19 protein-coding genes and 1 pseudogene are annotated in these 21,450 nt (G+C 52.2%); 11 read left to right on the forward strand and 9 right to left on the reverse strand.

The genetic code is table 11. The features are described from left to right. Nucleotides 1-33 precede the first annotated feature (33 nt). The 7 genes and pseudogenes from cyoE to QWJ10_RS18345 form a co-directional block, all read right to left on the reverse strand. Nucleotides 34-921 carry a heme o synthase gene (cyoE, locus tag QWJ10_RS18315; RefSeq protein WP_010797660.1) on the reverse strand — a complete coding sequence of 296 codons (888 nt, stop codon included), beginning with the start codon at nt 919-921 and terminating at the stop codon, nt 34-36. 11 nt (nt 922-932) lie between these two features. Continuing rightward, nucleotides 933-1,271, reverse strand: a complete 339-nt coding sequence (gene cyoD, locus QWJ10_RS18320; RefSeq protein WP_010797661.1) for a cytochrome o ubiquinol oxidase subunit IV — start codon at nt 1,269-1,271, stop codon at nt 933-935. Further along, complete coding sequence (locus QWJ10_RS18325; RefSeq protein ID WP_010797662.1) at nt 1,271-1,885, reverse strand: cytochrome o ubiquinol oxidase subunit III; 615 nt, start codon at nt 1,883-1,885, stop codon at nt 1,271-1,273. Before QWJ10_RS18325 ends, cyoD begins: the two co-directional genes overlap by 1 nt. Before the next feature lie 4 nt (nt 1,886-1,889). After that, entirely contained in the window at nt 1,890-3,869 is a 1,980-nt protein-coding gene (gene cyoB, locus QWJ10_RS18330) for a cytochrome o ubiquinol oxidase subunit I (protein ID WP_010797663.1), read from the reverse strand. Nucleotides 3,870-3,956: 87 nt separating this feature from the next. Beyond that, nucleotides 3,957-4,790, reverse strand: a pseudogene (cyoA, locus tag QWJ10_RS18335) (ubiquinol oxidase subunit II); the annotation flags it as partial. Nucleotides 4,791-5,862: 1,072 nt separating this feature from the next. Continuing rightward, complete coding sequence (locus tag QWJ10_RS18340; protein WP_289928757.1) at nt 5,863-6,483, reverse strand: NAD(P)H-dependent oxidoreductase; 621 nt, start codon at nt 6,481-6,483, stop codon at nt 5,863-5,865. Then, on the reverse strand, nt 6,476-7,870 hold the full coding sequence (locus tag QWJ10_RS18345) for a class II fumarate hydratase (protein ID WP_289928758.1): 1,395 nt from the start codon (nt 7,868-7,870) through the stop codon (nt 6,476-6,478). The genes QWJ10_RS18340 and QWJ10_RS18345 overlap by 8 nt, the downstream gene beginning before the upstream one ends. A gap of 288 nt (nt 7,871-8,158) precedes the next feature. On the opposite strand from QWJ10_RS18345, the gene QWJ10_RS18350 reads away from it, so the two are divergent. The 11 genes from QWJ10_RS18350 to QWJ10_RS18400 all read left to right on the forward strand — a co-directional run bounded on the left by QWJ10_RS18350 (nt 8,159) and on the right by QWJ10_RS18400 (nt 17,896). Beyond that, nucleotides 8,159-8,686: a DUF2059 domain-containing protein gene (locus tag QWJ10_RS18350; protein WP_197873059.1), complete on the forward strand. Its 528-nt coding sequence runs from the start codon at nt 8,159-8,161 to the stop codon at nt 8,684-8,686. 13 nt (nt 8,687-8,699) lie between these two features. Next, the gene (locus QWJ10_RS18355) at nt 8,700-9,014 is read left to right on the forward strand and encodes a BolA family protein (protein WP_010797668.1); all 315 of its coding nucleotides are present in this window, start codon (nt 8,700-8,702) and stop codon (nt 9,012-9,014) included. A 137-nt stretch (nt 9,015-9,151) separates the two neighbouring features. Next, on the forward strand, nt 9,152-10,102 hold the full coding sequence (locus QWJ10_RS18360; RefSeq protein ID WP_289928760.1) for a rhodanese-related sulfurtransferase: 951 nt from the start codon (nt 9,152-9,154) through the stop codon (nt 10,100-10,102). Between the two features lie 3 nt (nt 10,103-10,105). Then, on the forward strand, nt 10,106-10,738 hold the full coding sequence (locus QWJ10_RS18365; protein WP_122043091.1) for a DsbA family protein: 633 nt from the start codon (nt 10,106-10,108) through the stop codon (nt 10,736-10,738). Between the two features lie 75 nt (nt 10,739-10,813). Then, nucleotides 10,814-11,230, forward strand: a complete 417-nt coding sequence (gene arfB, locus QWJ10_RS18370; RefSeq protein ID WP_074827520.1) for an alternative ribosome rescue aminoacyl-tRNA hydrolase ArfB — start codon at nt 10,814-10,816, stop codon at nt 11,228-11,230. Between the two features lie 269 nt (nt 11,231-11,499). After that, nucleotides 11,500-13,461, forward strand: coding sequence for an acetate--CoA ligase (acs, locus tag QWJ10_RS18375; protein WP_289928763.1), 1,962 nt, complete (start codon nt 11,500-11,502; stop codon nt 13,459-13,461). A gap of 395 nt (nt 13,462-13,856) precedes the next feature. Then, nucleotides 13,857-14,636: an ABC transporter substrate-binding protein gene (locus QWJ10_RS18380; protein ID WP_074827516.1), complete on the forward strand. Its 780-nt coding sequence runs from the start codon at nt 13,857-13,859 to the stop codon at nt 14,634-14,636. 90 nt (nt 14,637-14,726) lie between these two features. Next, nucleotides 14,727-15,416 (forward strand): ABC transporter permease, encoded by a 690-nt coding sequence (locus QWJ10_RS18385; RefSeq protein ID WP_010797674.1) that lies wholly within the window; start codon nt 14,727-14,729, stop codon nt 15,414-15,416. Then, nucleotides 15,413-16,111: an ABC transporter permease gene (locus QWJ10_RS18390; RefSeq protein ID WP_010797675.1), complete on the forward strand. Its 699-nt coding sequence runs from the start codon at nt 15,413-15,415 to the stop codon at nt 16,109-16,111. Before QWJ10_RS18385 ends, QWJ10_RS18390 begins: the two co-directional genes overlap by 4 nt. A 57-nt stretch (nt 16,112-16,168) precedes the next feature. Then, the gene (locus tag QWJ10_RS18395; protein WP_010797676.1) at nt 16,169-16,933 is read left to right on the forward strand and encodes an ATP-binding cassette domain-containing protein; all 765 of its coding nucleotides are present in this window, start codon (nt 16,169-16,171) and stop codon (nt 16,931-16,933) included. Between the two features lie 3 nt (nt 16,934-16,936). Next, nucleotides 16,937-17,896 carry a GlxA family transcriptional regulator gene (locus QWJ10_RS18400; protein ID WP_019365888.1) on the forward strand — a complete coding sequence of 320 codons (960 nt, stop codon included), beginning with the start codon at nt 16,937-16,939 and terminating at the stop codon, nt 17,894-17,896. Nucleotides 17,897-17,914: 18 nt separating this feature from the next. On the opposite strand, the gene QWJ10_RS18405 is transcribed toward QWJ10_RS18400, so the two are convergent. Then, the gene (locus QWJ10_RS18405) at nt 17,915-20,428 is read right to left on the reverse strand and encodes an EAL domain-containing protein (protein WP_197873061.1); all 2,514 of its coding nucleotides are present in this window, start codon (nt 20,426-20,428) and stop codon (nt 17,915-17,917) included. Nucleotides 20,429-20,710: 282 nt separating this feature from the next. Then, nucleotides 20,711-21,400: a hypothetical protein gene (locus tag QWJ10_RS18410; RefSeq protein WP_010797680.1), complete on the reverse strand. Its 690-nt coding sequence runs from the start codon at nt 21,398-21,400 to the stop codon at nt 20,711-20,713. Nucleotides 21,401-21,450 lie beyond the last annotated feature (50 nt).

The raw sequence follows: 21,450 nt of genomic DNA on the forward strand, positions 1-21,450 counted from the left end.
AACGAGTTGTCCAGGCCCTGAGGTGAGGCACTGTTAGCGAGCCATCGCTACCAGTACTTCAGAGGCAGGAACATTGAAGTCTACCGACATCATCACGCTCAGCGCAGTGATCGTAACGATGGAGAAGACGAACAATTTTCTTGCCCAGGCATTGTCATCGTTGGTCTTGTAGCCCATTAGAGCCATGCGCAACCAATAAACGCCCATGGCTGCTGCAACCACCAAGTACTTATAACCGGCGTAGCCCCCAATCGTGAGCGCTAGCGTAGCGGCCAGAAAGGCCAGGATATAGACCGTAATATGGCGCTTGGTTACAGGGATACCCTTCATGACTGGCAATACCGGAATTGAAGCTGCCCGATAGTCGTTCAGTCTGAATATTGCAATGGCGTAGGAGTGCGGCATTTGCCAGAGGCAGAAAATCAGCAGAAGGATAGCGGCACCCATATCGAACTCATTGCTAACGGCGCAATAGCCGATTACAGGAGGAGCCGCACCCGACAGGCTACCCACTAAGGTGCCATACACAGATTTACGCTTCAGGCACAGGCTGTATAGACCCACATACACAACGAATCCCATGAGCCCAAAGGCTGCGGATAGCGCATTTACTTTGAAGTAAAGAAGCGCGATACCTGCAATGCCCAAGAGCGTGGCATAGGACAATGTGACACTTGGAGAGATAAGTCCTTGGACGAGGACACGATTTTTCGTCCGTTCCATGACCTTATCAATGTCACGGTCAATATAGTTATTGAAGACGCAGCCGGAAGCGATGACCAGAGACACCCCTACTGCGGTAGCTAAGAAAAGTGCTAAGTCGATGCTTCCTTTCGAAGCAAGGAAAAAACCTCCGGCAACCGAGATCAGGTTGCCGAAGATAATGCCTGGCTTCGTTATAAGTAGGTATTTCTTGATCATCGAAGCGACTCTTAGTGGGCCAGCATGTTGCTATGCATGCCGTGAATGATCCACAGCGAGCCCGCGACCACGATAACAGTAATCAGAATAGTGAAAGCAAAAGCGATCACATTCCAACGCTGCTCGGACGACGTGTTCATGTGCAGGAAGAACACTAAGTGTACAAAGATCTGCACAAGTGCCATCACCCAGATCACTATCAGCGTAGCCGACTGTGATAACACAGGGTTCATGACAATGCCGAATGGGATCACGGTCAGGATGACAGACAGAACGAAGCCGATAATGTAAGACTTCACAGTGCCGTGGCTAGAGCCCGCATGGACGATATGTCCGTGTTCGTGAGCCATTACATAACCCCCATCAGATATACAACGGTAAACACGCAGATCCAGACGATGTCCAGGAAGTGCCAGAAGAGGCTCAGGCACATCAGGCGGGTCTGGTTGGTCGCAGTCAGACCTTTCTGGCTAACCTGAATCATCAGGATTGCCATCCAGATCAGACCGGATGTGACGTGCAGACCGTGAGTACCGACCAGGGTAAAGAACGCAGATAGAAACGCGCTACGCTGAGGGCCAAAGCCTTCAGCAATCAGATGATGGAATTCGTTGATTTCCATCACGATGAAGCCAAGGCCGAGCAGGAAGGTAACAGCCAGCCAGCCCAGCGCCTTGCTCTTTTGCTCCTTGTGTGCAGCGATCATGGCAAAGCCATACGTGATACTACTGAACAGCAGCAGGAAGGTTTCTACCAGAACATAAGGCAGTTCAAAAATTTCTTTACCGGTAGGACCGCCGGCAAAGCTACCGCTTAGGACAGCATAGGATGCGAAGATAGTCGCAAACAGAATGCAGTCCGTCATCAGGTACAGCCAGAAACCGAATACAGTCATGGATCCGGCATCGTGGTGCCCATGCTCCTCAGCATGGGCAACTTGGTTGTGAAGAACTTGACTAGACATAAGTTTAAGCCTGACTCGCTGCTAGTTTCTGGAGATGTTCATTCTCGATACGTGCCACTTCAGCGGCAGGTACGTAGTAGTCGATGTCATCGTCGAAGCTGCGAACGATAAAGGTAGCGATCATGCCGACGAATCCAACAGCAGCTAGCCACCAGATGTGCCAGATAAGAGCAAAGCCGAGGGCTAAGCTGAACATACCCATGATGAATCCAACGCCTGTGTTGCGCGGCATGTGAATGTCTTTGTAGTCAGCAGCTTTACGCTCAGCCAGACCTTTTTCCTTAGCTCCCCAGTACGCGTCGATATCATCAACAACCGGCTGTTCTGCGAAGTTATAGAAAGGTGGCGGAGAAGAAGTAGACCATTCCAGTGTACGGCCACCCCATGGATCACCGGTTACGTCCTGGTTCAGTTTACGGTCACGGATGCTGACATAGTACTGAAGCAACTGGCATAGGACGCCGCACAGGATGATAGCTGTACCAATAGCCGCCACGATTAGCCAAGGATGCCAGTCCGGGTTGTCATAGTGGTTCAGACGACGAGTCATACCCATGAAGCCCAGTACATACAGCGGCATGAAAGCTACATAGAAGCCCACCAACCAGCACCAGAAGGCGTATTTACCCAGTCTTTCATTAAGCGTGAAACCGAAGGCTTTCGGGAACCAGTAGGCAACACCTGCAAAGTAACCGAATACAGCGCCACCAATGATCACGTTGTGGAAGTGAGCGATCAGGAACAGGCTGTTGTGCAGAACGAAGTCGGCACCTGGAACAGCCAGCAGAACGCCGGTCATACCACCGATACTGAAAGTGACAATAAAGCCAATCGTCCACAACATGGGAGTAGTGAAGCGGATACGGCCTTTATACATGGTGAAGAGCCAGGTAAAGATCTTCACACCGGTTGGGATGGCAATAATTGTCGTAGCGATACCGAAGAACGCATTGACGTTAGCGCCGGAGCCCATGGTAAAGAAGTGGTGCAGCCATACAATGAAGGACAGTACAGTAATGGCCAGCGTTGCCCATACCATGGACACGTAGCCGAACATGCGCTTGCCACTGAATGTAGACGCTACCTCAGAGAACACGCCAAAGGCGGGCAGAATGAGGATATATACTTCCGGGTGACCCCACGCCCAAATCAGGTTGACGTACATCATGGGGTTGCCACCAAGCTCATTGGTGAAGAAGTGCATGCCCAGATAACGGTCAAGCGAGAGCATAGCCAATGTGGCGGTCAGAATCGGGAAGGCTGCAACGATCAGAATACTGGTGCACAGGGCGTTCCAGGTGAAGATCGGCATTCTCATTAGAGTCATGCCAGTGGTACGCATTTTTAAAATGGTTACCACAAAGTTCACACCTGTTAACAACGTACCCAGGCCCGAAAGCTGCAATGCCCAGATGTAGTAATCTACCCCTACGCCCGGGCTATATTGAATACCCGATAGTGGTGGATAGGCTACCCAGCCGGTTGCTGCGAATTCACCTATGGCTAGAGACAGGTTGATGAGGATCGCACCTACCGCGAACACCCAGAAGCTGAAGGAGTTCAGGAAGGGGAAGGCAACGTCCCGCGCGCCGATTTGTAGCGGCACGACAAGGTTCATCAGGCCAGTCACCATCGGCATGGCCACGAAGAAGATCATGATCGTGCCGTGTGCGGTAAAGATCTGGTCGTAGTGATGTGGAGGCAGATAGCCTTCTGCACCGCCGGCTGCGATAGCCTGCTGTGCACGCATCATAATGGCGTCGGAGAAGCCGCGGAGCAGCATGATGAGCGCCACCAGGATGTACATCACCCCGATTTTCTTGTGGTCAACTGTCGTGATCCATTCGGACCACAGGTAACCCCATTTCTTGAAATAGGTGAGGCCGATAAATACGGCTATCACACCCAGAATCATGGCACCGACCGCACCTACGATGATCGGTTCATGATAAGGAATGTCTGCGAGACTTAATTTTCCGAACATGATTTACTCCGCCGCACCTTCGTGCGCACTCTTATTCATTGCCTGATCCATTACCTGATCTACACGCTTGCTGTAATCGCCTTTCAAGTATTTATCGATGATGTCCTGGAAAAGGTGAGGAGCCACGGATGAGTAATACTCGATCGGGTGCTTCTCGCTGGGCATGGCCAAGTCTGCATAGACCTCAGAGCTCAGTGTCTTAGGAGAAGCCTTGACCTTGTCAACCCACGCGTTGAACTCTTCAGGTGTCGTAGCGTGTGCGATGAACTTCATATCCGAGAAGCCAGCGCCGCTGTAGTTGGCCGAGCCACCGCCATACTGGCCAGTTTCATGAGCCATCAAATGCAGTTGGGTCTGCATGCCACCCATGGCGTAGACCATGCTGCCCAAGGCCGGAATAAACAGAGTGTTCATGACGGTATCGGAGGTGATGCGAAAGTTAACCGGCGTGTTGGCCGGGAATGCAATCTCGTTGACCGTAGCGATGCCCTGTTCCGGATAAACGAAAACCCACTTCCAATCGGTAGCAATAGCTTCGATGGTAATCGGCTTGACGTCAGAGTCGAGTGGCCTGAAAGGGTCAAGAGAGTGGCTGGTCTTCCAGATGAGCACGGCCAGAATAGCCACGATCACTAGCGGAACACCCCACACCACCACTTCAATCTTGGTCGAGTGCGCCCAATTGGGTGCGTAATCGGCATCCTTATTGGAGGCGCGATATTTGATTGAGAAAAGGATCGCCATGACGATGACTGGGATAACGACAATCAACATCAGGCCAGTGGCAGTCAATATAAGGTGTTTTGATTCTAAACCTACTGGGCCTTTAGGGTCTAAAAGCGTCATGTTACAACCACTGAGTAAACCAGTGGCACCTAAAGCCAATAGGCTAGAAAAAATACTATGTTTCTTTTTTCTCATCTCACGACCTCGGTTGAGGGGCACTCTTCGTTTCAGGGGGATAGCCAGTAATCGGTACCATCACTTATTTAAGTGCGGCGCAGAAATAGGTCAGGCTGATGAAGCTTTGGGTGTCGCGGTCATTACAAACGTGTCGATGACGTCGTGCGTCATTGAGTCACATGTAAGGATATGTTACGACCGAAATCCATTTGAGCCAAGCTGAGCCAGTCTTGGGCCTACGTCTGGATTGCACGTTTCACCAGTCCTCCTTACCTAGCCTGCGTAGAGTGCGGGCTTGTTCGGGCCTTAATGTTGAAATCGATCGCAACTGGAAAACAGGACTCTCCCAGACAGGCTACGCGCTCGTGGTATTACCAAGCATAGCAGGGGATACATTTAAGGCTTGGCCGTGCCATGAATCTTATTCACGTCAGTGCCGTGTACCAAAAAATAACGCTGCAACTTGGGTAGCGTAAGCTGTACCAATAAGCACGAGGCCTATGCGGACGCGCTAATGGGCAGCATCCGGACCAATCTCGCTTGCTTACCAACCCGGTGGACTTGAAGCCATCTGCTTGCGAGCGAGCATATTGTTGCAAGTTGAAAATTCACCCTGCCTTATGTAGGCATATTGCTATCAATCAGGTGTTTTTTCTCTCTCTCAAGAGCGCTTCAAGGCACGCCTTATTGGGCCGTGCGCAGTTTAAGTTCATCTAGGGTTCACGTCTATCATTGAGTCGCTTTTAGGCGATACAAGGAGCTAGCTAAGTCCTTGATTTTTCAATACCTGCTTCAATATGTCGCACCTTGGTTGAGAGATTGTTGATTGTAGGGAATTGACAGCAGGCAAGTACTACAAAAAGAAGCGGAAAAGGAGTCGAAGCGAGAGTGCTAAAAATAAAGATTGTTACATATTATGAAATTATGTTTTGTCATGAAAGTGCGCTTACAAGCATACGCCAGCGCAACTCAAATAAGGTTTGGTTTCTACGAAGTCAGTTTTGTTATGCATATTGGGGCTTTCTTATTTAAAAGACTATTTATTAAGTTCAGGTAATTAATTTAGCAGCATACCTTTCAATAAAGGTTTCTAGTTCAAGTTTGACCCCATTCTTTGCACATCTTGAAGCCATCTCAATCGTTGTTCCTCGCTACTTGCTCTTATTGGTGCGAATTCCAGATGTTCACGAATCTGTATGCCACACACATCCAAGGCCTCTCGCATCATGAGACGATGCGGAGAAAGTCCTCTCAGGCGCTTCCAGGGAGTAGGCAGGCTGTCAGCAGTGACGATAAGGTCAGCGCTTCGGCCTGATAGAAGTTGTTCACCTCCCCAGATCTGATCGCGATAAGCGAATGCAAAGCCTGGCAAGAAAACACGCTCGATAAATCCGCTTAAAAGGGCAGGTAGACCACCCCACCAGATGGGGTAAACAAATAGAAGATGTTCTGCCCAATGAATCAGTCGTTGAGCTTCCAGCAAATCTTCTTCAAGAATCTGGCTCTTATCGTAGCCTTCTCGAAGTACCGGGTCGAAACTAAGCTCTCCCAGTCGTAATTCACGTACTACATGATTATGTTGGCGAGCCCCTTGTATATAGGCTGCGCTCAGCGCATGACAGAAGCTTTCGCTCTTGGGCGAGCCCTGGATAACCAGGACTCGCTTGCCATCGCCCTCTAGAGGTGTTGCGCCCGTTCTTGGCTCAGCCATGGCTGCCTGCTTCCAGCATGGTTTCAGGCCTTACCCACTCATCGAACTGCGCCTCGTTCAGATGACCAAGCTCAAGGGCTGCTGTTCTGAGGGTCTTATTTTCGGCATAAGCCTTCTTCGCAATTTCAGCGGCCTTGTCATAACCAATGTGGGGGTTCAAGGCTGTTACAAGCATCAGACCTTGCTCAAGGTGAGCTGCCATTTTCTCGGCGTCAGGTTCCATGCCGGCTACGCAATGTTTGTTGAAATTGCGGCAGCCGTCGGCCAGTAAACGAATGGATCCAAGAATGTTATAGGCAATGACGGGCTTGAAAACGTTCAGCTGCAGATGCCCCTGGCTGGCAGCGAAAGTGATGGTGGTATCGTTCCCCATTACCTGGCAGGCCAGCATGGTTAAGGCTTCCGCCTGGGTTGGATTGACCTTGCCGGGCATAATGGAGCTGCCAGGTTCATTGGCTGGTAGCTTGACCTCGGCAAAGCCTGCCCTGGGGCCAGAGCCTAGCAAGCGCAGGTCGTTACCAATCTTCATGAGGGCTACGGCCAGCGTTTTCAGTGCGCCTGACAGTGCGGTAAGTGGTTCGTGACCTGCCAGGGCAGCAAACTTGTTGGGTGCAGTGACAAAGGGTAGGCCGGTAAGTGATGCAATTTCTTTTGCAATCGCCTCGTCGAAGCCTTTGGGAGAGTTGAGGCCAGTTCCTACTGCCGTTCCGCCCTGAGCAAGTTCATAAATGGCTGGAAGGGCTGCACGAATGGCGCTCTGAGCGATGTCGAGCTGAGCGACGTAGGCCGACACTTCCTGACCGAAAGTAATAGGTGTTGCGTCCATCATATGGGTACGGCCAGTTTTGACCAGACTCATATGACGTGCGGCCTGCTGGGCCAGACCTCCGGAAAGCTCATCGATAGCAGGCAGCAGATCTCCCAGTACGGCTTGTGCAGTTGCGATGTGCATGGCAGTCGGGAAGCAGTCGTTGGAGCTTTGGCCGCGGTTGACATGGTCGTTAGGGTGCACAGGCTTCTTGCCGCCCTTGCCCTGGCCTGCAAGTTCATTGGCGCGCCCCGCAATCACTTCATTGACGTTCATATTGCTTTGGGTGCCGCTGCCGGTTTGCCAGACAACCAAGGGAAACTGATCATCATGACGCCCTTCAAGCACCTCATTGCTTGATTGCTCAATAAGGTCCGCTATCTCTTGCGGCAATTCGCCTAGCCCTGCATTCACCCGAGCCGCTGCTTTCTTGATCAGCGTAAGTGCATGCACGATCGCCAGCGGCATTTTCTGGCCACCAATGGCGAAGTTTTCCATGGAGCGCTGTGTCTGAGCTCCCCAATAGGCATTTTCGTCGACTTCTACAGGACCTAGGCTGTCGGTTTCGGTACGGCTCATGATGCTCTCCTGCATGCAGATTTGGGTGGTCGGCGCGCTGGCCAATGAAAGGCTTTAAAGCAGTGATGGGAAACCAATAGAGCCAAGGCTAGCGCTTATCGGTGATTAGTCTATTCAGATGTAGGGTGGGTTCCGAAAACATCAGGCGGGTCAGATTTCAGCTAGATTTACCATTGAAGATGCTGAAGCTTGCCTGAACGGAGCCGGAATACGACTTGAGTCATCGGGAAACACGTGGGCAGAATACGGATCTTTTAGCTATCGCTATTCATGTTTAAAGGATGTCCGATGAAGACTTTTCGTGCTGTCTGCACCGCTGTGATGCTCTCTGGTGTCAGTGGCCTGGCCCTGGCTGATGCGGCTAGCCATGCTGCCCAAGCCGAGCGGTTTCTAAAGCTGGCCAACGCCGACAAGCTCACTACACCGGTTTATGCCCAAGTGCATGAATTGTTTGATCAGCATTTCGCCCAAGCCAAGGCTCCGAGCAAGAAGGCTGTTCTTGAAAGCTACGTTGCGCGTGCTAATGCAACACTGGACAAGTCGATTGGCTGGGACAAGGTTAAGCCTGATCTGGTCAAGCTCTATACTCAGAACTTCAGTGAAGCCGAGCTGAAAGACCTGATCGACTTCTACCAGTCTCCACTGGGTAAGAAAATGATGAACACGCTACCGCAGATCTCCATGCAGTCTGCCCAGCTGACCCAGGGCAAGCTCGAGCAGGCCGTTCCTCAGGTCAACAAGCTGCTGAGTGATATGGATAAAGAGCTGGGTGTTAAGCCACAAGCTGCTCCTGACGGTAGCGGTTCTAAGAAATAAGCGAGACCTATCCATGAGTATGCGCGACCGTATTCTTTCAACGTTAAGCATGCTGCAGCCGCAGCATCTTGATGTTGTTGACGAAAGCCACATGCACAGCCGTGGTCAGGAAACCCATTACAAGGCTGTAGTGGTCAGTGAACAATTTGAAGGGTTGAATGCCGTTAAGCGGCATCAGAAGGTCTACGGGGCGCTGGGTGGGCTGATGGGTGAGTTTCATGCCCTGGCGCTTCATACTTACACACCCGAAGAGTGGGCCAGACAAGGAATGGCACCTGAGTCGCCGACATGTCGCGGTGGCAGCAAGCATGACGGACTGCACGACTAGAAATGGCTGTGATCCGCTTGAGGGCTCTGTTCAAGCCCGTCGCGCTTCCTTAGACTTGTCGCTCCAGCGCCGGCCTTTGCCGGCGTTGTGCATTAACCGGTCCGTCCCTTACGAGGACGACCACTGGAGAAGTCGACATGTCTGGTTCTATTGTTGTAGCTGCACTGTATAAATTTGTCACCCTTGAAGATTACGTCGAGCGCCGTGAGCCCTTGCTTACTGTCATGTTGGACAATGAGGTAAAGGGCACCCTGCTACTGGCGGAAGAGGGTATCAATGGCACCATTGCCGGCTCTCGGGCCGGAATTGATGCGGTTCTGGCTTTTTTGAAGGCAGACTCGCGTCTGGTTGATCTTGAGCACAAGGAATCCTATTGCGATGAGCAGCCGTTCTATCGGACTAAGGTCAAGCTCAAGAAGGAAATTGTTACCTTGGGCGTGCCGGGTGTCGATCCCAACAAGAAGGTTGGAACCTACGTAGATCCGAAAGACTGGAATGCGCTTATTTCAGACCCTGATGTTGTATTGATTGATACGCGCAATGATTACGAGGTCGGTATCGGGACCTTTACCAATGCGGTGGATCCCAAGACCAAATCCTTCCGCGAGTTTCCTCAGTATGTCAGGCAGAATTTTGATCCTTCCCGTCATAAAAAAGTGGCCATGTTCTGCACTGGTGGTATCCGCTGCGAGAAAGCATCGAGCTTCATGCTCAATGAGGGCTTTGAAGAGGTCTATCATCTTAAGGGTGGTATTCTGAAATATCTGGAAGAGGTGCCGCAGGAAGACAGTCTTTGGCAGGGCGACTGTTTTGTGTTCGATAACCGTGTAACGGTCAGGCACGATCTGAGTAAAGGGGAGTATGATCAGTGTCATGCTTGCCGGACGCCCATATCAGCTGCAGATCGGGAATCTGAGCACTACGTGCCTGGCATTAGCTGTCCTCATTGCTGGGACTCATTGCCAGAAAAAACACGTATCAGCGCACGTGAGCGTCAGAAGCAAATTGAACTGGCCAGGCAGCGGAATCAGCCGCATCCCATTGGTCGGGATCCCCGACAGGTTTCCAAGCTATCGCAGGAGGCTTGACCTATGAAGGCGCGATTGCTCTATGTGATGGATCCTATGTGTTCCTGGTGCTGGGGGTTCGCGCCTGTCATGGAGGCACTGGCTGAGCAGGCACGTCTCTATGGCGTGCCTATGCATCTTGTTGTAGGTGGGCTGCGTAGAGAGCGAGTCGCCATGGACGCCGCCGCTCGTGTACGTACCCTGTCCTATTGGCAGGCAGTCGAAGAAGCTACAGGTCAACCCTTCACAATTGACAATGCACTGCCTGAAGGCTTTGTCTACGATACAGAGCCAGCCTGTCGTGCGCTGGTTGTAGCCAGAGGATTGGATGAGCAGGCGGTATGGCCGCTGGCAAAGCTTATCCAGCGTGCTTTTTATGTGGAAAACAGCGATGTTACCCAGCCGGCTGTTCTTGTTGAGCTGGCAGAGAAGGCAGGACTGCCTCGCATTGAGTTTGCTCCGGCTTTCGATGCCCCAGAAACAAGAGCCGCAACCCAGGCGGACTTTGACTGGGCTCTCAATTTAGGCATTGCAGGCTTCCCAACCTTGCTGGCGGAGCGTGAGGGTCAGCTAGCGCTTGTCACCAATGGTTATCAGCCCCTCGATAACCTCTCCGAGCTTTTGGGCATGTGGTTGGTGCGCGGTACTGAGTTCTAGTCCGTCTATTGTCTTTAAACCCTCATGATTCCTTGAGGTCTATCAAGGTACGTCCTTGCCTATGGCTGCATATCAATGATTAGTATATCTAATACTGTTTCCCTGCCAGATACTGAAGTGGAATTGACGGCGGTGCGTGCTCAGGGGGCGGGCGGCCAAAATGTAAACAAGGTATCCAGCGCCATTCATTTGCGTTTCGATATCCGGGCTTCGTCGCTCCCGGATTTTTATAAAGAAAGGCTGCTGGCTCTGCAGGACACGCGTATTACGCGTGAAGGTGTTGTGGTACTCAAGGCGCAGCAATACAGAACGCAGGAGCAGAACCGTGAAGATGCATTAACGCGTCTTGCTGAGCTTATTCAGAGTGTTACCCGCGTTCAAAAAACACGTCGTCCAACCAAGCCAACGCTGGCGTCCAAAAAGAGACGACTCGAAGGAAAGACCAAGCGCAGTGCAGTCAAGGCAGGGCGTGGCCGGGTTGATTTTTCATAGAGGAGTTTGTACGGACATTTGATTTGTCTGCAGTGTTTCCTGAGCATGACTCCCTTCTTTTGATGTAAGCCTGCCTTTTTGATGGTAATCAGATTATCTGGCGCCTCGGCTGTCTTTCACCGGGACATCAGCGATTTGCGTTCCTGTCCATGATCAAGCGACATCAGTACTGAGATAGCCGTTAAGACCTTTGTCGAATAGTTACCAAGGCGCTCAGCCAGTAAAACGGAACTACAAAAACAACAAACTTCTCCGTTGAGGTAACCGCCATGAGTGCCGCATCCCTCTATCCCGTACGTCCTGAAGTAGCCGCCCTGACGCTGACTGATGACGCTAGCTATAAGGCTCTATATCAGAAGTCCGTGATTAATCCAGACGGATTCTGGCGGGAGCAGGCCCAGCGGATCAGCTGGACAAAGCCATTTACTCGCGTCAAACAAACTTCATTTGACGATCACCATGTCGATATCAAGTGGTTTGCCGATGGAACGTTGAACGCGTCTTACAATTGCCTTGATCGCCATCTCGAAACGCGGGGTGATCAGTTGGCTATTATCTGGGAGGGCGATGATCCTTCCGAGCATCGTCACATTACCTATCGTGAATTGCACGAAGAGGTCTCCAAGTTTGCCAACGCACTGCGTGGCCAGGATGTACACCGTGGTGACGTAGTCACCATCTATATGCCGATGATTCCAGAAGCAGTGATGGCCATGTTGGCGTGCGCTCGCATCGGTGCGGTGCATTCTGTCGTCTTCGGCGGCTTTTCTCCCGAGTCATTAGCGGGTCGTATCAGTGACTGTCGCTCTAAAGTCATTATCACTGCGGACGAGGGTGTCCGAGGCGGCAAGAAAACACCTCTGAAAGCCAACGTTGACGAGGCCTTGACCAATCCGGATACATGCTGTGTCCGTAAGGTCATTGTATGCAAGCGCACGGGTGCCCCCATTGCCTGGCATGCGCACCGCGACGTCTGGTATCACGACGTAACTCAGGTTGCCTCCGCGCACTGCGAGCCCAAGGAGATGGATGCCGAGGCGCCACTGTTCATCCTGTATACCTCAGGCTCTACCGGTAAACCCAAGGGCGTCATGCATACTACTGGCGGCTATATGGTTTATGCGTCACTCACGCATGAGCGGGTGTTCGACTATAAGCCAGGCGAGGTTTATTGGTGTACGGCTGATGTAGGCTGGATTACCGGTCATAGCTACATTGTCTACGGGCCTTTAGCCAATGGGGCTACCACATTATTGTTCGAAGGGGTCCCCAACTACCCGGACGTAACCCGTGTCGCCCAGGTTATCGACAAGCATCAGGTAAATATTCTGTATACCGCTCCGACAGCTATCCGGGCGATGATGGCCCAGGGGGATGCGGCTGTTCGAGGGGCCGATGGTAAGAGTCTGCGCCTGCTGGGGTCAGTAGGTGAGCCGATCAACCCTGAGGCGTGGCACTGGTACTACAAAACCGTAGGACAAGAGCGCTGCCCGGTTGTTGATACCTGGTGGCAGACCGAGACGGGCGGAATTCTGATCAGTCCATTGCCTGGCGCTACGGCCTTGAAGCCTGGCTCCGCCACACGGCCTTTCTTTGGTGTTCAGCCAGCACTTGTTGATAATGAAGGCAATATCATTGAAGGGGCTGCGGAGGGCAATCTGGTTATTCTGGATTCCTGGCCGGGACAGGCGCGCACGATCTACGGTGACCACGATCGTTTCGTGGATACCTATTTCAAGACATTCAAGGGTATGTATTTCACCGGGGACGGCGCCCGTCGTGACGAGGATGGTTATTATTGGATTACCGGTCGCGTTGATGATGTCCTTAATGTTTCGGGACACCGCATGGGTACGGCAGAGATTGAAAGCTCAATGGTTGCACATCCCAAGGTGGCCGAAGCTGCTGTGGTAGGAATGCCTCACGATCTCAAAGGGCAGGGGATCTATGTTTACGTTACCCTCAACTCAGGTGAAGAGCCTTCGGAAGCGTTACGTCAAGAGCTCAAGCAGTGGGTGCGTAAGGATATAGGGCCTATTGCAACGCCTGACATCATTCAGTGGGCGCCGGGGCTGCCCAAAACACGCTCCGGAAAAATCATGCGTCGGATCCTGCGCAAGATTGCTGTAGGTGAGTATGACGCGTTGGGCGACATTTCAACCTTAGCCGATCCAGGTGTTGTTCAGCAGCTTGTTGATACCCATCGTGGCATGACTCAGGCTGTAGCATGAGTACGTAACAACGGATGCGCCGAAATGAGGCCATGAGTAACATCTAGGCTTCATTTCGGCGCATTCTCTCTTCCCTGGCTCTACACGAATTGAGCTAAGCAGCGGTTTCATAAGGAAATATTGTCCTTGGGCGCGCTTATTGCTTCGTATATCTATTTTTAATTTTTTTCAAGCATGCTATCGTATAGCCTGTCAAGACTGTTTAGGTCTGTCTAAAACCCTTCTGTAATTACTTGTCGCATAGACGAAATAACCCTTACTAGGCTGCCGCTAGAATGCCGCTACCCACGCTGCTGCATTGCTGGTGCCATGCATGTGCATAGAGTATTGCCATGCGTATTGGTAGCCTGGGCTATTAACTAACGTCCGCAGCCCATTCCTTCGTAGGAGCTTGCATGAAAAAGCTGGCATTGCTTGGCGCTCTCGCGCTGTCTGTCCTCACCAACGTATCTGTAGCGGCCGATGGCAAGCCGGTTCGCATCGGAATTGAAGCAGCGTATCCGCCCTTTGCCTCGAAAGCAGCCGACGGCAGCATCGTGGGTTTTGACTATGACATCGGTAACGCGCTGTGTGCTGAAATGAAGGTCAAGTGCCAGTGGGTTGAGCAGGAGTTTGATGGTCTTATCCCTGCACTCAAAGTACGCAAGATCGACATGATCCTGTCATCGATGTCCATCACCGATGAACGTAAGCGTTCCGTTGACTTCACCAATAAGTATTACAATTCGCCAGCCAAGCTGGTGATGAAGGAAGGCGCTCAGGTCAACGATATCAAGACTGACCTGAAGGGTAAGAAGCTAGGTGTACAGCGTGGCAGTATTCATGACCGCTTTGCTACCGAGGTACTGGAGCCTGCCGGCGTGAGCATCACCCGCTATAGCTCTCAGAATGAAATCTATCTTGATCTGACTGCGGGCCGTCTCGACGGCACATTGGCCGATGCTACCTTGCTGGACGACGGCTTCCTGAAAACCGATGCAGGCAAAGGGTTTGCCTTTACCGGGCCTGACTTCAATGATTCCAAGTATTTTGGCGAAGGTATCGGTATCGCTGTACGCAAGAACGACGGTGAGCTGAAAGAAAAGCTGAACACTGCAATCAGCACCATTCGCGAGAACGGTACGTATAAGAAAATTCAGGACAAATACTTTAATTTCAATATTTACGGAAATTAACGAATCCTGATGAGGCGTGGTGGCTTCACTGCCATCGCGCCTGTTTTGTATCTGGGCGCTTGATTTTGTTGCGCTGAGGAGTTGTCCACTATGCTCAACGGCTACGGGGCGAATATTGTCGATGGTGCCTGGCTTACCATACAGCTGGCCCTGATATCCATGGTGTTGGCCTGCGGCTTGGGTCTGGCTGGCGCTGCCTTTCGCCTTTCACCGGTACGCTGGCTGGCTTGGCTGGGCGATCTGTATTCGACAGTCATTCGGGGAATTCCCGACCTGGTATTGATTCTGCTGATCTTCTACGGTGGTCAGGATTTGATCAATCGTCTGGCTCCTATGGTGGGGTATGACGATTACATAGATATCAATCCGTTTGCAGCAGGTGTTTTTACCCTGGGTTTCATCTTCGGCGCATATTTGTCCGAAACCTTTCGAGGCGCTTTTTTGGGTATTCCAAAAGGGCAGGCTGAAGCGGGTGTTGCCTATGGCATGAGCGGCATCCAGGTATTTTTCCGAATTCTTGTCCCGCAAATGATTCGACTGGCCATCCCTGGATTTACCAATAATTGGTTAGTACTGACCAAGGCAACCGCGCTGATCTCTCTGGTGGGACTGCAGGACATGATGTTCAAGGCCAAGCAGGCGGCCGATGCTACCCGCGAGCCCTTCACGTTTTACGTGGCTGTTGCGGCGCTTTATCTGATTATCACCAGCGTATCGCTTCTGTTGTTGAGGCTGGTTGAAAGACGTTATTCCGCAGGCGTTAAGGTGGCTGACCTATGATCTTTGACTACAACGTCATCTGGGAAAATTTGCCGCTTTATTTTAACGGGCTTCTGGTTACCTTGAAGTTGCTGGCCGTTTCTCTGGTCATTGGGCTGGCTGCTGCCATCCCGCTGGCGTTTATGCGGGTATCCAAGCGTATTCTGATCAATTTCCCTGCCTGGCTTTACACGTATGTAATTCGAGGAACACCAGGCTTGGTGCAGCTTTTCCTGATCTATTACGGCTTGGCTCAATTCGAGGTGATAAGGGAAAGCTGGCTCTGGCCTTGGCTCTCGAACGCCACGTTTTGTGCATGCCTGGCCTTTGCCATCAACACGAGCGCTTATACCGCCGAGATCATTGCGGGTAGCTTGAAGGCAACGCCGCACGGTGAGATCGAGGCGGCTCAGGCGATGGGAATGTCCCGTTCGCTCATGTATCGGCGGATCGTATTACCTTCTGCATTGCGTCGCGCACTGCCTCAGTACAGCAATGAGGTCATCATGATGCTGCAGACGACTAGTCTGGCCTCGATCGTAACCCTGGTCGACATTACCGGCGCAGCCCGTACAGTCAATTCCCAGTTTTATCTGCCTTTCGAGGCCTATGTCACCGCCGGCGTGTTCTACCTTGCGCTGACGTTTATTCTGGTCCGGCTATTCAAACTGGCCGAGCGGCACTGGCTCGCCTATCTGGCGCCTCGTAAACATTAAATATCGAGTACGAGCCGGGGCCTGTGCACTGGCTAGACTAATCAAGGCTTTGAAACCATGTTCAAACTTGAAATACAGGATCTACACAAGCGTTACGGTGATCATGAGGTGATCAAGGGGGTTTCGCTTGCGGCCAAGGCCGGCGATGTCATCAGTATCATCGGCTCCAGCGGTTCGGGTAAATCGACGTTGCTACGTTGCATCAATATGCTGGAACAGCCCCATGCGGGCAAAATCCTGCTTAATGGTGAAGAGCTCAAGCTGCAGTCTACCAAGCAGGGTGCGCTCAAGGCGGCAGATCCCAAGCAGCTGCAGAAGATGCGCTCGCGCTTGGCGATGGTGTTTCAGCATTTCAATCTATGGTCACATATGACGGTGATGCAGAACGTGATCGAGGCGCCAATTCATGTATTGGGTGTTCCCAAGGCTAAAGCCATCGAGCGAGCTGAGCGTTATCTGGCCAAGGTCGGGGTATCTCATCGTAAGGATGCATACCCTGCCCATATGTCGGGAGGCGAGCAGCAACGTGTAGCAATAGCTCGCGCGCTGGCCATGGAGCCTGAAGTCATGCTGTTTGATGAACCTACCTCTGCGCTGGATCCTGAGCTGGTAGGAGAGGTGCTCAAGGTGATGCGTGATCTGGCGCTTGAAGGGCGTACCATGGTGGTGGTTACCCATGAGATGGGCTTTGCCAGAGAGGTCTCCAATCAGGTTATCTTTCTGCATCAGGGGCGCGTCGAGGAGTCTGGCAATCCTCGTGAAGTCCTGGCTAATCCGAGCAGTGTGCGACTACAACAATTCCTGTCTGGCAGCTTGAAATAACATATGGCCATTCGTATAGGCTTTTTGATTTGGCCCGAAACCCGCCCTTTGACGGTAGCCCTGGCCGAAGAAGCCTTTCGAGTGGCTAGACGGCAGCAGGCCAGCGCTGAATACGTGCTTGAATTGATACGCATCGATCAGGCCGAGCAGCGCTTGACGCATATCTCCTGGCCCGCTCAACTGGAGCACTTCCAAAGAGTGTTTTTGTTGGCGGATGAGATTCCGCAATCACTCTCGGTCCCGCTGAGTACGGCGCTAAAGCAGTGCGCTCGATCCGGAGTGCAGGTAGGGGCTATTTCAGCAGGCGTATTTCCGCTGGCGCAGTCAGGTCTGCTTGACGGGTACCGCGCTGCGGTGCACTGGCGCTGGCTGGATGATTTCACAGAGCAGTATCCCAAGGTTATCGCAACTAATCATCTGTTTGAGTGGGACCGTGACCGGCTCTCTGCCTGTGGCGGTCTGGCTATCCTGGACATGGTCTTGGCCATGCTGAGCCATGACCATGGGGCGGACCTGGCTGGTGTTGTTTCGGAAGAGCTGGTTGTCGAGCGAATCCGCGAGGGTAATGAACGCCAGCGAATCCCACTGAAAAACCGGCTGGGCTCCAGTCATCCGAAGCTGACCCAGGCAGTGATGCTCATGGAGGCTAATATTGAAGAGCCGCTTACCACTGATGAAATCGCACAGCATGTCTGCGTGTCACGTCGTCAGCTCGAGCGCATTTTCAAGCAGTACCTGTCACGTGTGCCAAGCCAATACTATTTGGAGCTTCGGCTGAATCGGGCACGCAAGATGCTGATGCAGACCAGCAAATCCATTATTCAAATTGGGCTGTCGTGCGGTTTTTCGTCGGGGCCTCATTTCTCCAGCGCCTATCGAAATTTCTTTGGTGTGACGCCGCGTGATGATCGTAATCAGCGGCGTGGTGCAGGACCGGATGTCGCGGTTGTTACCGAACGTTGAACCGGGGCTTGGGCTTGCTCAGACAAACAGTAGAGACAGTTCATGCGCAGGTAATGCCTTGCTGAAATGAAAGCCCTGTACCTCGTCGCAGGCATCGCCACGTAGGTGCTCAAGTTGCTCTGCTGTTTCTACGCCTTCAGCCGTAACCGTCATGCCAAGGGATTGGCCTAACGTAATGATGGCCTGGACGATAGCGCGATCGTCTGGGTTCGTACCGATACCAGCGACAAAGCTGCGGTCTATCTTGATGCCATCAAAGGGGTAGCTGCGCAGGTATCCCAGAGAAGAAAAGCCTGTACCAAAATCGTCCATGTGGAGACGTATCCCGAGGGCCTTCAGGCTGTTGAGTGTCTCCAGCGCTCCGTCAGCATCGTCCAGCATAACGCGCTCGGTAATTTCCAGTTCAAGTCTGGAAGGGTCTAGCCTACTCTCGGTCAGCGCATTTTGTACCTGATTGATCAGATCGTGGCGACCAAACTGCCGGGGCGAGAGATTCACAGAAATACCCACCGGTTGTGGCCAGTTGACAGCTACGTGGCAGGCACGTTTCAGTACCCAGTTTCCGATGGGAACGATAAGGCCGGTGTCTTCTGCCAGTGCAATGAAACTATCGGGTAGCAGCATGCCATGTTCAGGATGCTGCCAGCGTAATAGCGCTTCGAACCCGGTCAGCCGATTTCCCGTAAGCGAATAACGTGGCTGAAAATGGAGGCTCAATTCTTCTCTTTCCAACGCCTGACGGAGATCGTTCTCCAAGCGTCGACGGCTGGTAATCAGCTCGTTCATTTCGTGGGAGTAGAAGCGCCATGTATTACGGCCCGCAGCCTTGGACTGATAAAGCGCAATATCGGCGAGCCGCAGAAGCTCCTCTGCGTTATTTGTATCAGAGGGCGCTAGTGCAACGCCTATGCTTCCTCCGATAAACACGGTCTGGTCATCCACTCGGATAGGCTGATGGAGCTGATCAATGATTCGTGAGCTCAGTGCAGAAATTTCTTCATGGTTCTGAAGGCGGGTCATCACGACAATAAACTCATCACCACCGACCCGCGCGACTAGATCGGCTTCTCGAATGCAATTACGCAGGCGCTTGGCCACTTCCCTGAGCACTCTGTCGCCCGCTGCATGACCCAGCGCATCGTTGACCGGTTTGAAGCGATCCAGATCCACACTTAACAAGGCCACAGGGGCAACGCGTGTTGATGGGCCTACATGCTTTTTTAGAAACTCGTTCAAACGGTTGCGATTGGGCAGATCGGTTAAGGGATCATGCAGAGACAGGTGCCTTACCTGAGCTAGCGCCTTGACCTCGTCGGTAATATCGCTGGCCGTGCCGCGAAACCCTTGCGTGCCGTCTTTTATCGGTCGCGCCGAGACGCGGCAGGTCCGCTGCTTACCTTGTCGGTCATGATAATGACAGACGAGTGGAGTAGATGTAGAGGCGTTCCTTCGATGGTTCAGCCATGTTGTTAATGACTCATGGTCTGCTGTCAGCAGTTCATCAAGGTTTTTACCAAGCCACTGCTCAGGTGTAGTGCCTGTAACTTCCTCGAAGCGCCCTGAAAGATAGGTCAGGCAGTACTGAGCATCGATTTCCCACAGCCAGTCCGACGCGGCTTCTGCTACGTCTCTAAAGCGCTCCTCGCTAACCGCTAAAGCTTCCTTGCTCTGAGTCAATTCAACGTAATGAGCCTCCATGAGTCGTGCGGTAGAAAGTGCATTACGCAGGACTAGCCAGGTTGACGCGATCAGCATGAGGCCCGCGATACCGAAGTAGGGAAGAATCGAGTCAAGCAGCGCCTGGCCATGACGGGGCGGGTCCCAGGCCAAGTAGCTATCAGCGGCAGGTGCTAGACGAAGCGTGGACGAGCCTTCAATCTGAGGCGTCTGTGTAGTCCGCAGATTGATTAATCCATATTGCGTACCCAGCGCCTTGAGCTTGTCTGGTGTAAGGATATCGACGAAGAGAAGTACTGAGCGGGTACCGGGCCGCTCTTTAACGGTTGGGTCTTTTCCTGGCGTGATGGATCCAGCCGCAACGATGGCAGGTACTGAGTCGACTTTCAGGAGCTCACTGACTACCTCTTCCTTATTTTCAGGCGCGCGTGCCTTCTTCAGCAGAGCGTCAAAATCGCCTTGTAGCCATTGCCGGGCATCAAGAGGGGTTTGCTCACCTTCAAACAGTGAATAGACGGTTTTGTCCTGCGCATCTAAAACAAGTAATCCCTGAAAGCCATAGAGCTCATAAATCGATTCGCCCAGGTTTTCTCCGTCATACGCCCAGCTGATGTTGAGCTTAAGGTGCATGTTCTTGTAAAGCTCACCCCATTTGGAATAGTCAGATATGTCCTTTTTTATGCTTGTATTCAGGTCTTCAAGGGCTTTTTGAGCGGCGTATAAGGTGTCTGCCTGAGCCTGTTGATCCTGGCTACGAGCGTTGTGGATCAACAGCCCACATGCGAGCGAAAACATCAGGAACAGCAATACTGTAACCAGAGGGAATACGCGACGGGTAAAAGTAGTACTGAGCATAGTAGGCAAAGGCGGCGCAGAGTGGACTTGAAATATAGGCATTGATGGCAGATGGCCACTCTTGAGGAGGGGAGGCATCCTATAAGATGTCGACTGATGTGTGAAATAATTCAGCTAAAACAGATATTAAACTAGCAGGCCTAGTGAGCTTGGCGAAATAGATATTCGTCTGATGTAAGGCGGGCGCCCATGAGGCAGTAAACGAAGAACCTTGGATAAGAGACTTTCATTGCCAATGCGTGCTGTTTGAGGCTTAGTAACAGCACGCAGGACTGGATTTCTTTAATGGGTGTCAGTAGCACCGCCATAGTGCGCGCAGCCTGACATGCTCTTGCCATTGACACGCAGCTCCGCCTGAAGGGATTGAACCGTACCAGTGCTTTCATCAACACAGCGCTGCGGACTGACCCATAGCTCGACACGCTCGCCGTTGGCTTCGGTAGACAGGCTACGACTACCGTCGGGTAGTTGCTCCTGCAAATATGGAAGAGCCTGCTGGCTGCGATCGGTCGAGGCTATAACCATGCCTTGGCCACTTACTACCACATTCCATTCTGGAGTATGACCGGCTGCGCGAAGCGTCAGGCGCTTGAAATTAGGGTCTGAACAGCCGGGCCCGGTGTACTGCATGCGATACACTTCGGAAACGGCAAATACGCCATCGCTTCCAGCCGGCCCTCCAGATTTCATCTTTCCGCGTAAATCTGCGAATAGGCTGCTGGCACCGCTATCGGCCGTCAACTCATGAGCATCGTTGATAATAGACGTGTTGGCCGCATCGTCTATTTGAAAGTAGCGATGCTCCTGACAGGGGCGAAAGAGTAACTGGTCATTCGCTAACCGCAAATCACCTTGCAGGCGTACGCCTTGAGACGCCTTGGACGAAGCGATGCTATCGCTCGGGGTGCTATGGCAGCCTGCCAGCAACGTGGCCAGCAAGGTCAGGGGCAGCAGCAAGCGTGGCGCTAACATCTAGAGCTCTCCATTGAAACAAGGGTGGCAACGTTACTGAGCTATATCCG

Source organism: Pseudomonas sp. WAC2, from assembly GCF_030403525.1.
Classification (GTDB): Bacteria; Pseudomonadota; Gammaproteobacteria; order Pseudomonadales; family Pseudomonadaceae; genus Chryseomonas; species Chryseomonas luteola.

What these genes read in the sequence shown, in the direction of transcription:
- QWJ10_RS18360 (WP_289928760.1), top strand. Translation starts at nt 9,152, where the DNA reads ATGTCTGGTTCTATTGTTGTAGCTGCACTGTATAAATTTGTCACCCTT.
- QWJ10_RS18345 (WP_289928758.1), bottom strand. Translation starts at nt 7,870, where the DNA reads ATGAGCCGTACCGAAACCGACAGCCTAGGTCCTGTAGAAGTCGACGAA.
- cyoD (WP_010797661.1), bottom strand. Translation starts at nt 1,271, where the DNA reads ATGGCTCACGAACACGGACATATCGTCCATGCGGGCTCTAGCCACGGC.
- QWJ10_RS18405 (WP_197873061.1), bottom strand. Translation starts at nt 20,428, where the DNA reads ATGCTCAGTACTACTTTTACCCGTCGCGTATTCCCTCTGGTTACAGTA.
- QWJ10_RS18410 (WP_010797680.1), bottom strand. Translation starts at nt 21,400, where the DNA reads ATGTTAGCGCCACGCTTGCTGCTGCCCCTGACCTTGCTGGCCACGTTG.
- QWJ10_RS18395 (WP_010797676.1), top strand. Translation starts at nt 16,169, where the DNA reads ATGTTCAAACTTGAAATACAGGATCTACACAAGCGTTACGGTGATCAT.
- QWJ10_RS18325 (WP_010797662.1), bottom strand. Translation starts at nt 1,885, where the DNA reads ATGTCTAGTCAAGTTCTTCACAACCAAGTTGCCCATGCTGAGGAGCAT.
- cyoE (WP_010797660.1), bottom strand. Translation starts at nt 921, where the DNA reads ATGATCAAGAAATACCTACTTATAACGAAGCCAGGCATTATCTTCGGC.
- arfB (WP_074827520.1), top strand. Translation starts at nt 10,814, where the DNA reads ATGATTAGTATATCTAATACTGTTTCCCTGCCAGATACTGAAGTGGAA.
- QWJ10_RS18355 (WP_010797668.1), top strand. Translation starts at nt 8,700, where the DNA reads ATGAGTATGCGCGACCGTATTCTTTCAACGTTAAGCATGCTGCAGCCG.
- QWJ10_RS18365 (WP_122043091.1), top strand. Translation starts at nt 10,106, where the DNA reads ATGAAGGCGCGATTGCTCTATGTGATGGATCCTATGTGTTCCTGGTGC.
- QWJ10_RS18385 (WP_010797674.1), top strand. Translation starts at nt 14,727, where the DNA reads ATGCTCAACGGCTACGGGGCGAATATTGTCGATGGTGCCTGGCTTACC.
- QWJ10_RS18390 (WP_010797675.1), top strand. Translation starts at nt 15,413, where the DNA reads ATGATCTTTGACTACAACGTCATCTGGGAAAATTTGCCGCTTTATTTT.
- acs (WP_289928763.1), top strand. Translation starts at nt 11,500, where the DNA reads ATGAGTGCCGCATCCCTCTATCCCGTACGTCCTGAAGTAGCCGCCCTG.
- cyoB (WP_010797663.1), bottom strand. Translation starts at nt 3,869, where the DNA reads ATGTTCGGAAAATTAAGTCTCGCAGACATTCCTTATCATGAACCGATC.
- QWJ10_RS18400 (WP_019365888.1), top strand. Translation starts at nt 16,937, where the DNA reads ATGGCCATTCGTATAGGCTTTTTGATTTGGCCCGAAACCCGCCCTTTG.
- QWJ10_RS18380 (WP_074827516.1), top strand. Translation starts at nt 13,857, where the DNA reads ATGAAAAAGCTGGCATTGCTTGGCGCTCTCGCGCTGTCTGTCCTCACC.
- QWJ10_RS18340 (WP_289928757.1), bottom strand. Translation starts at nt 6,483, where the DNA reads ATGGCTGAGCCAAGAACGGGCGCAACACCTCTAGAGGGCGATGGCAAG.
- QWJ10_RS18350 (WP_197873059.1), top strand. Translation starts at nt 8,159, where the DNA reads ATGAAGACTTTTCGTGCTGTCTGCACCGCTGTGATGCTCTCTGGTGTC.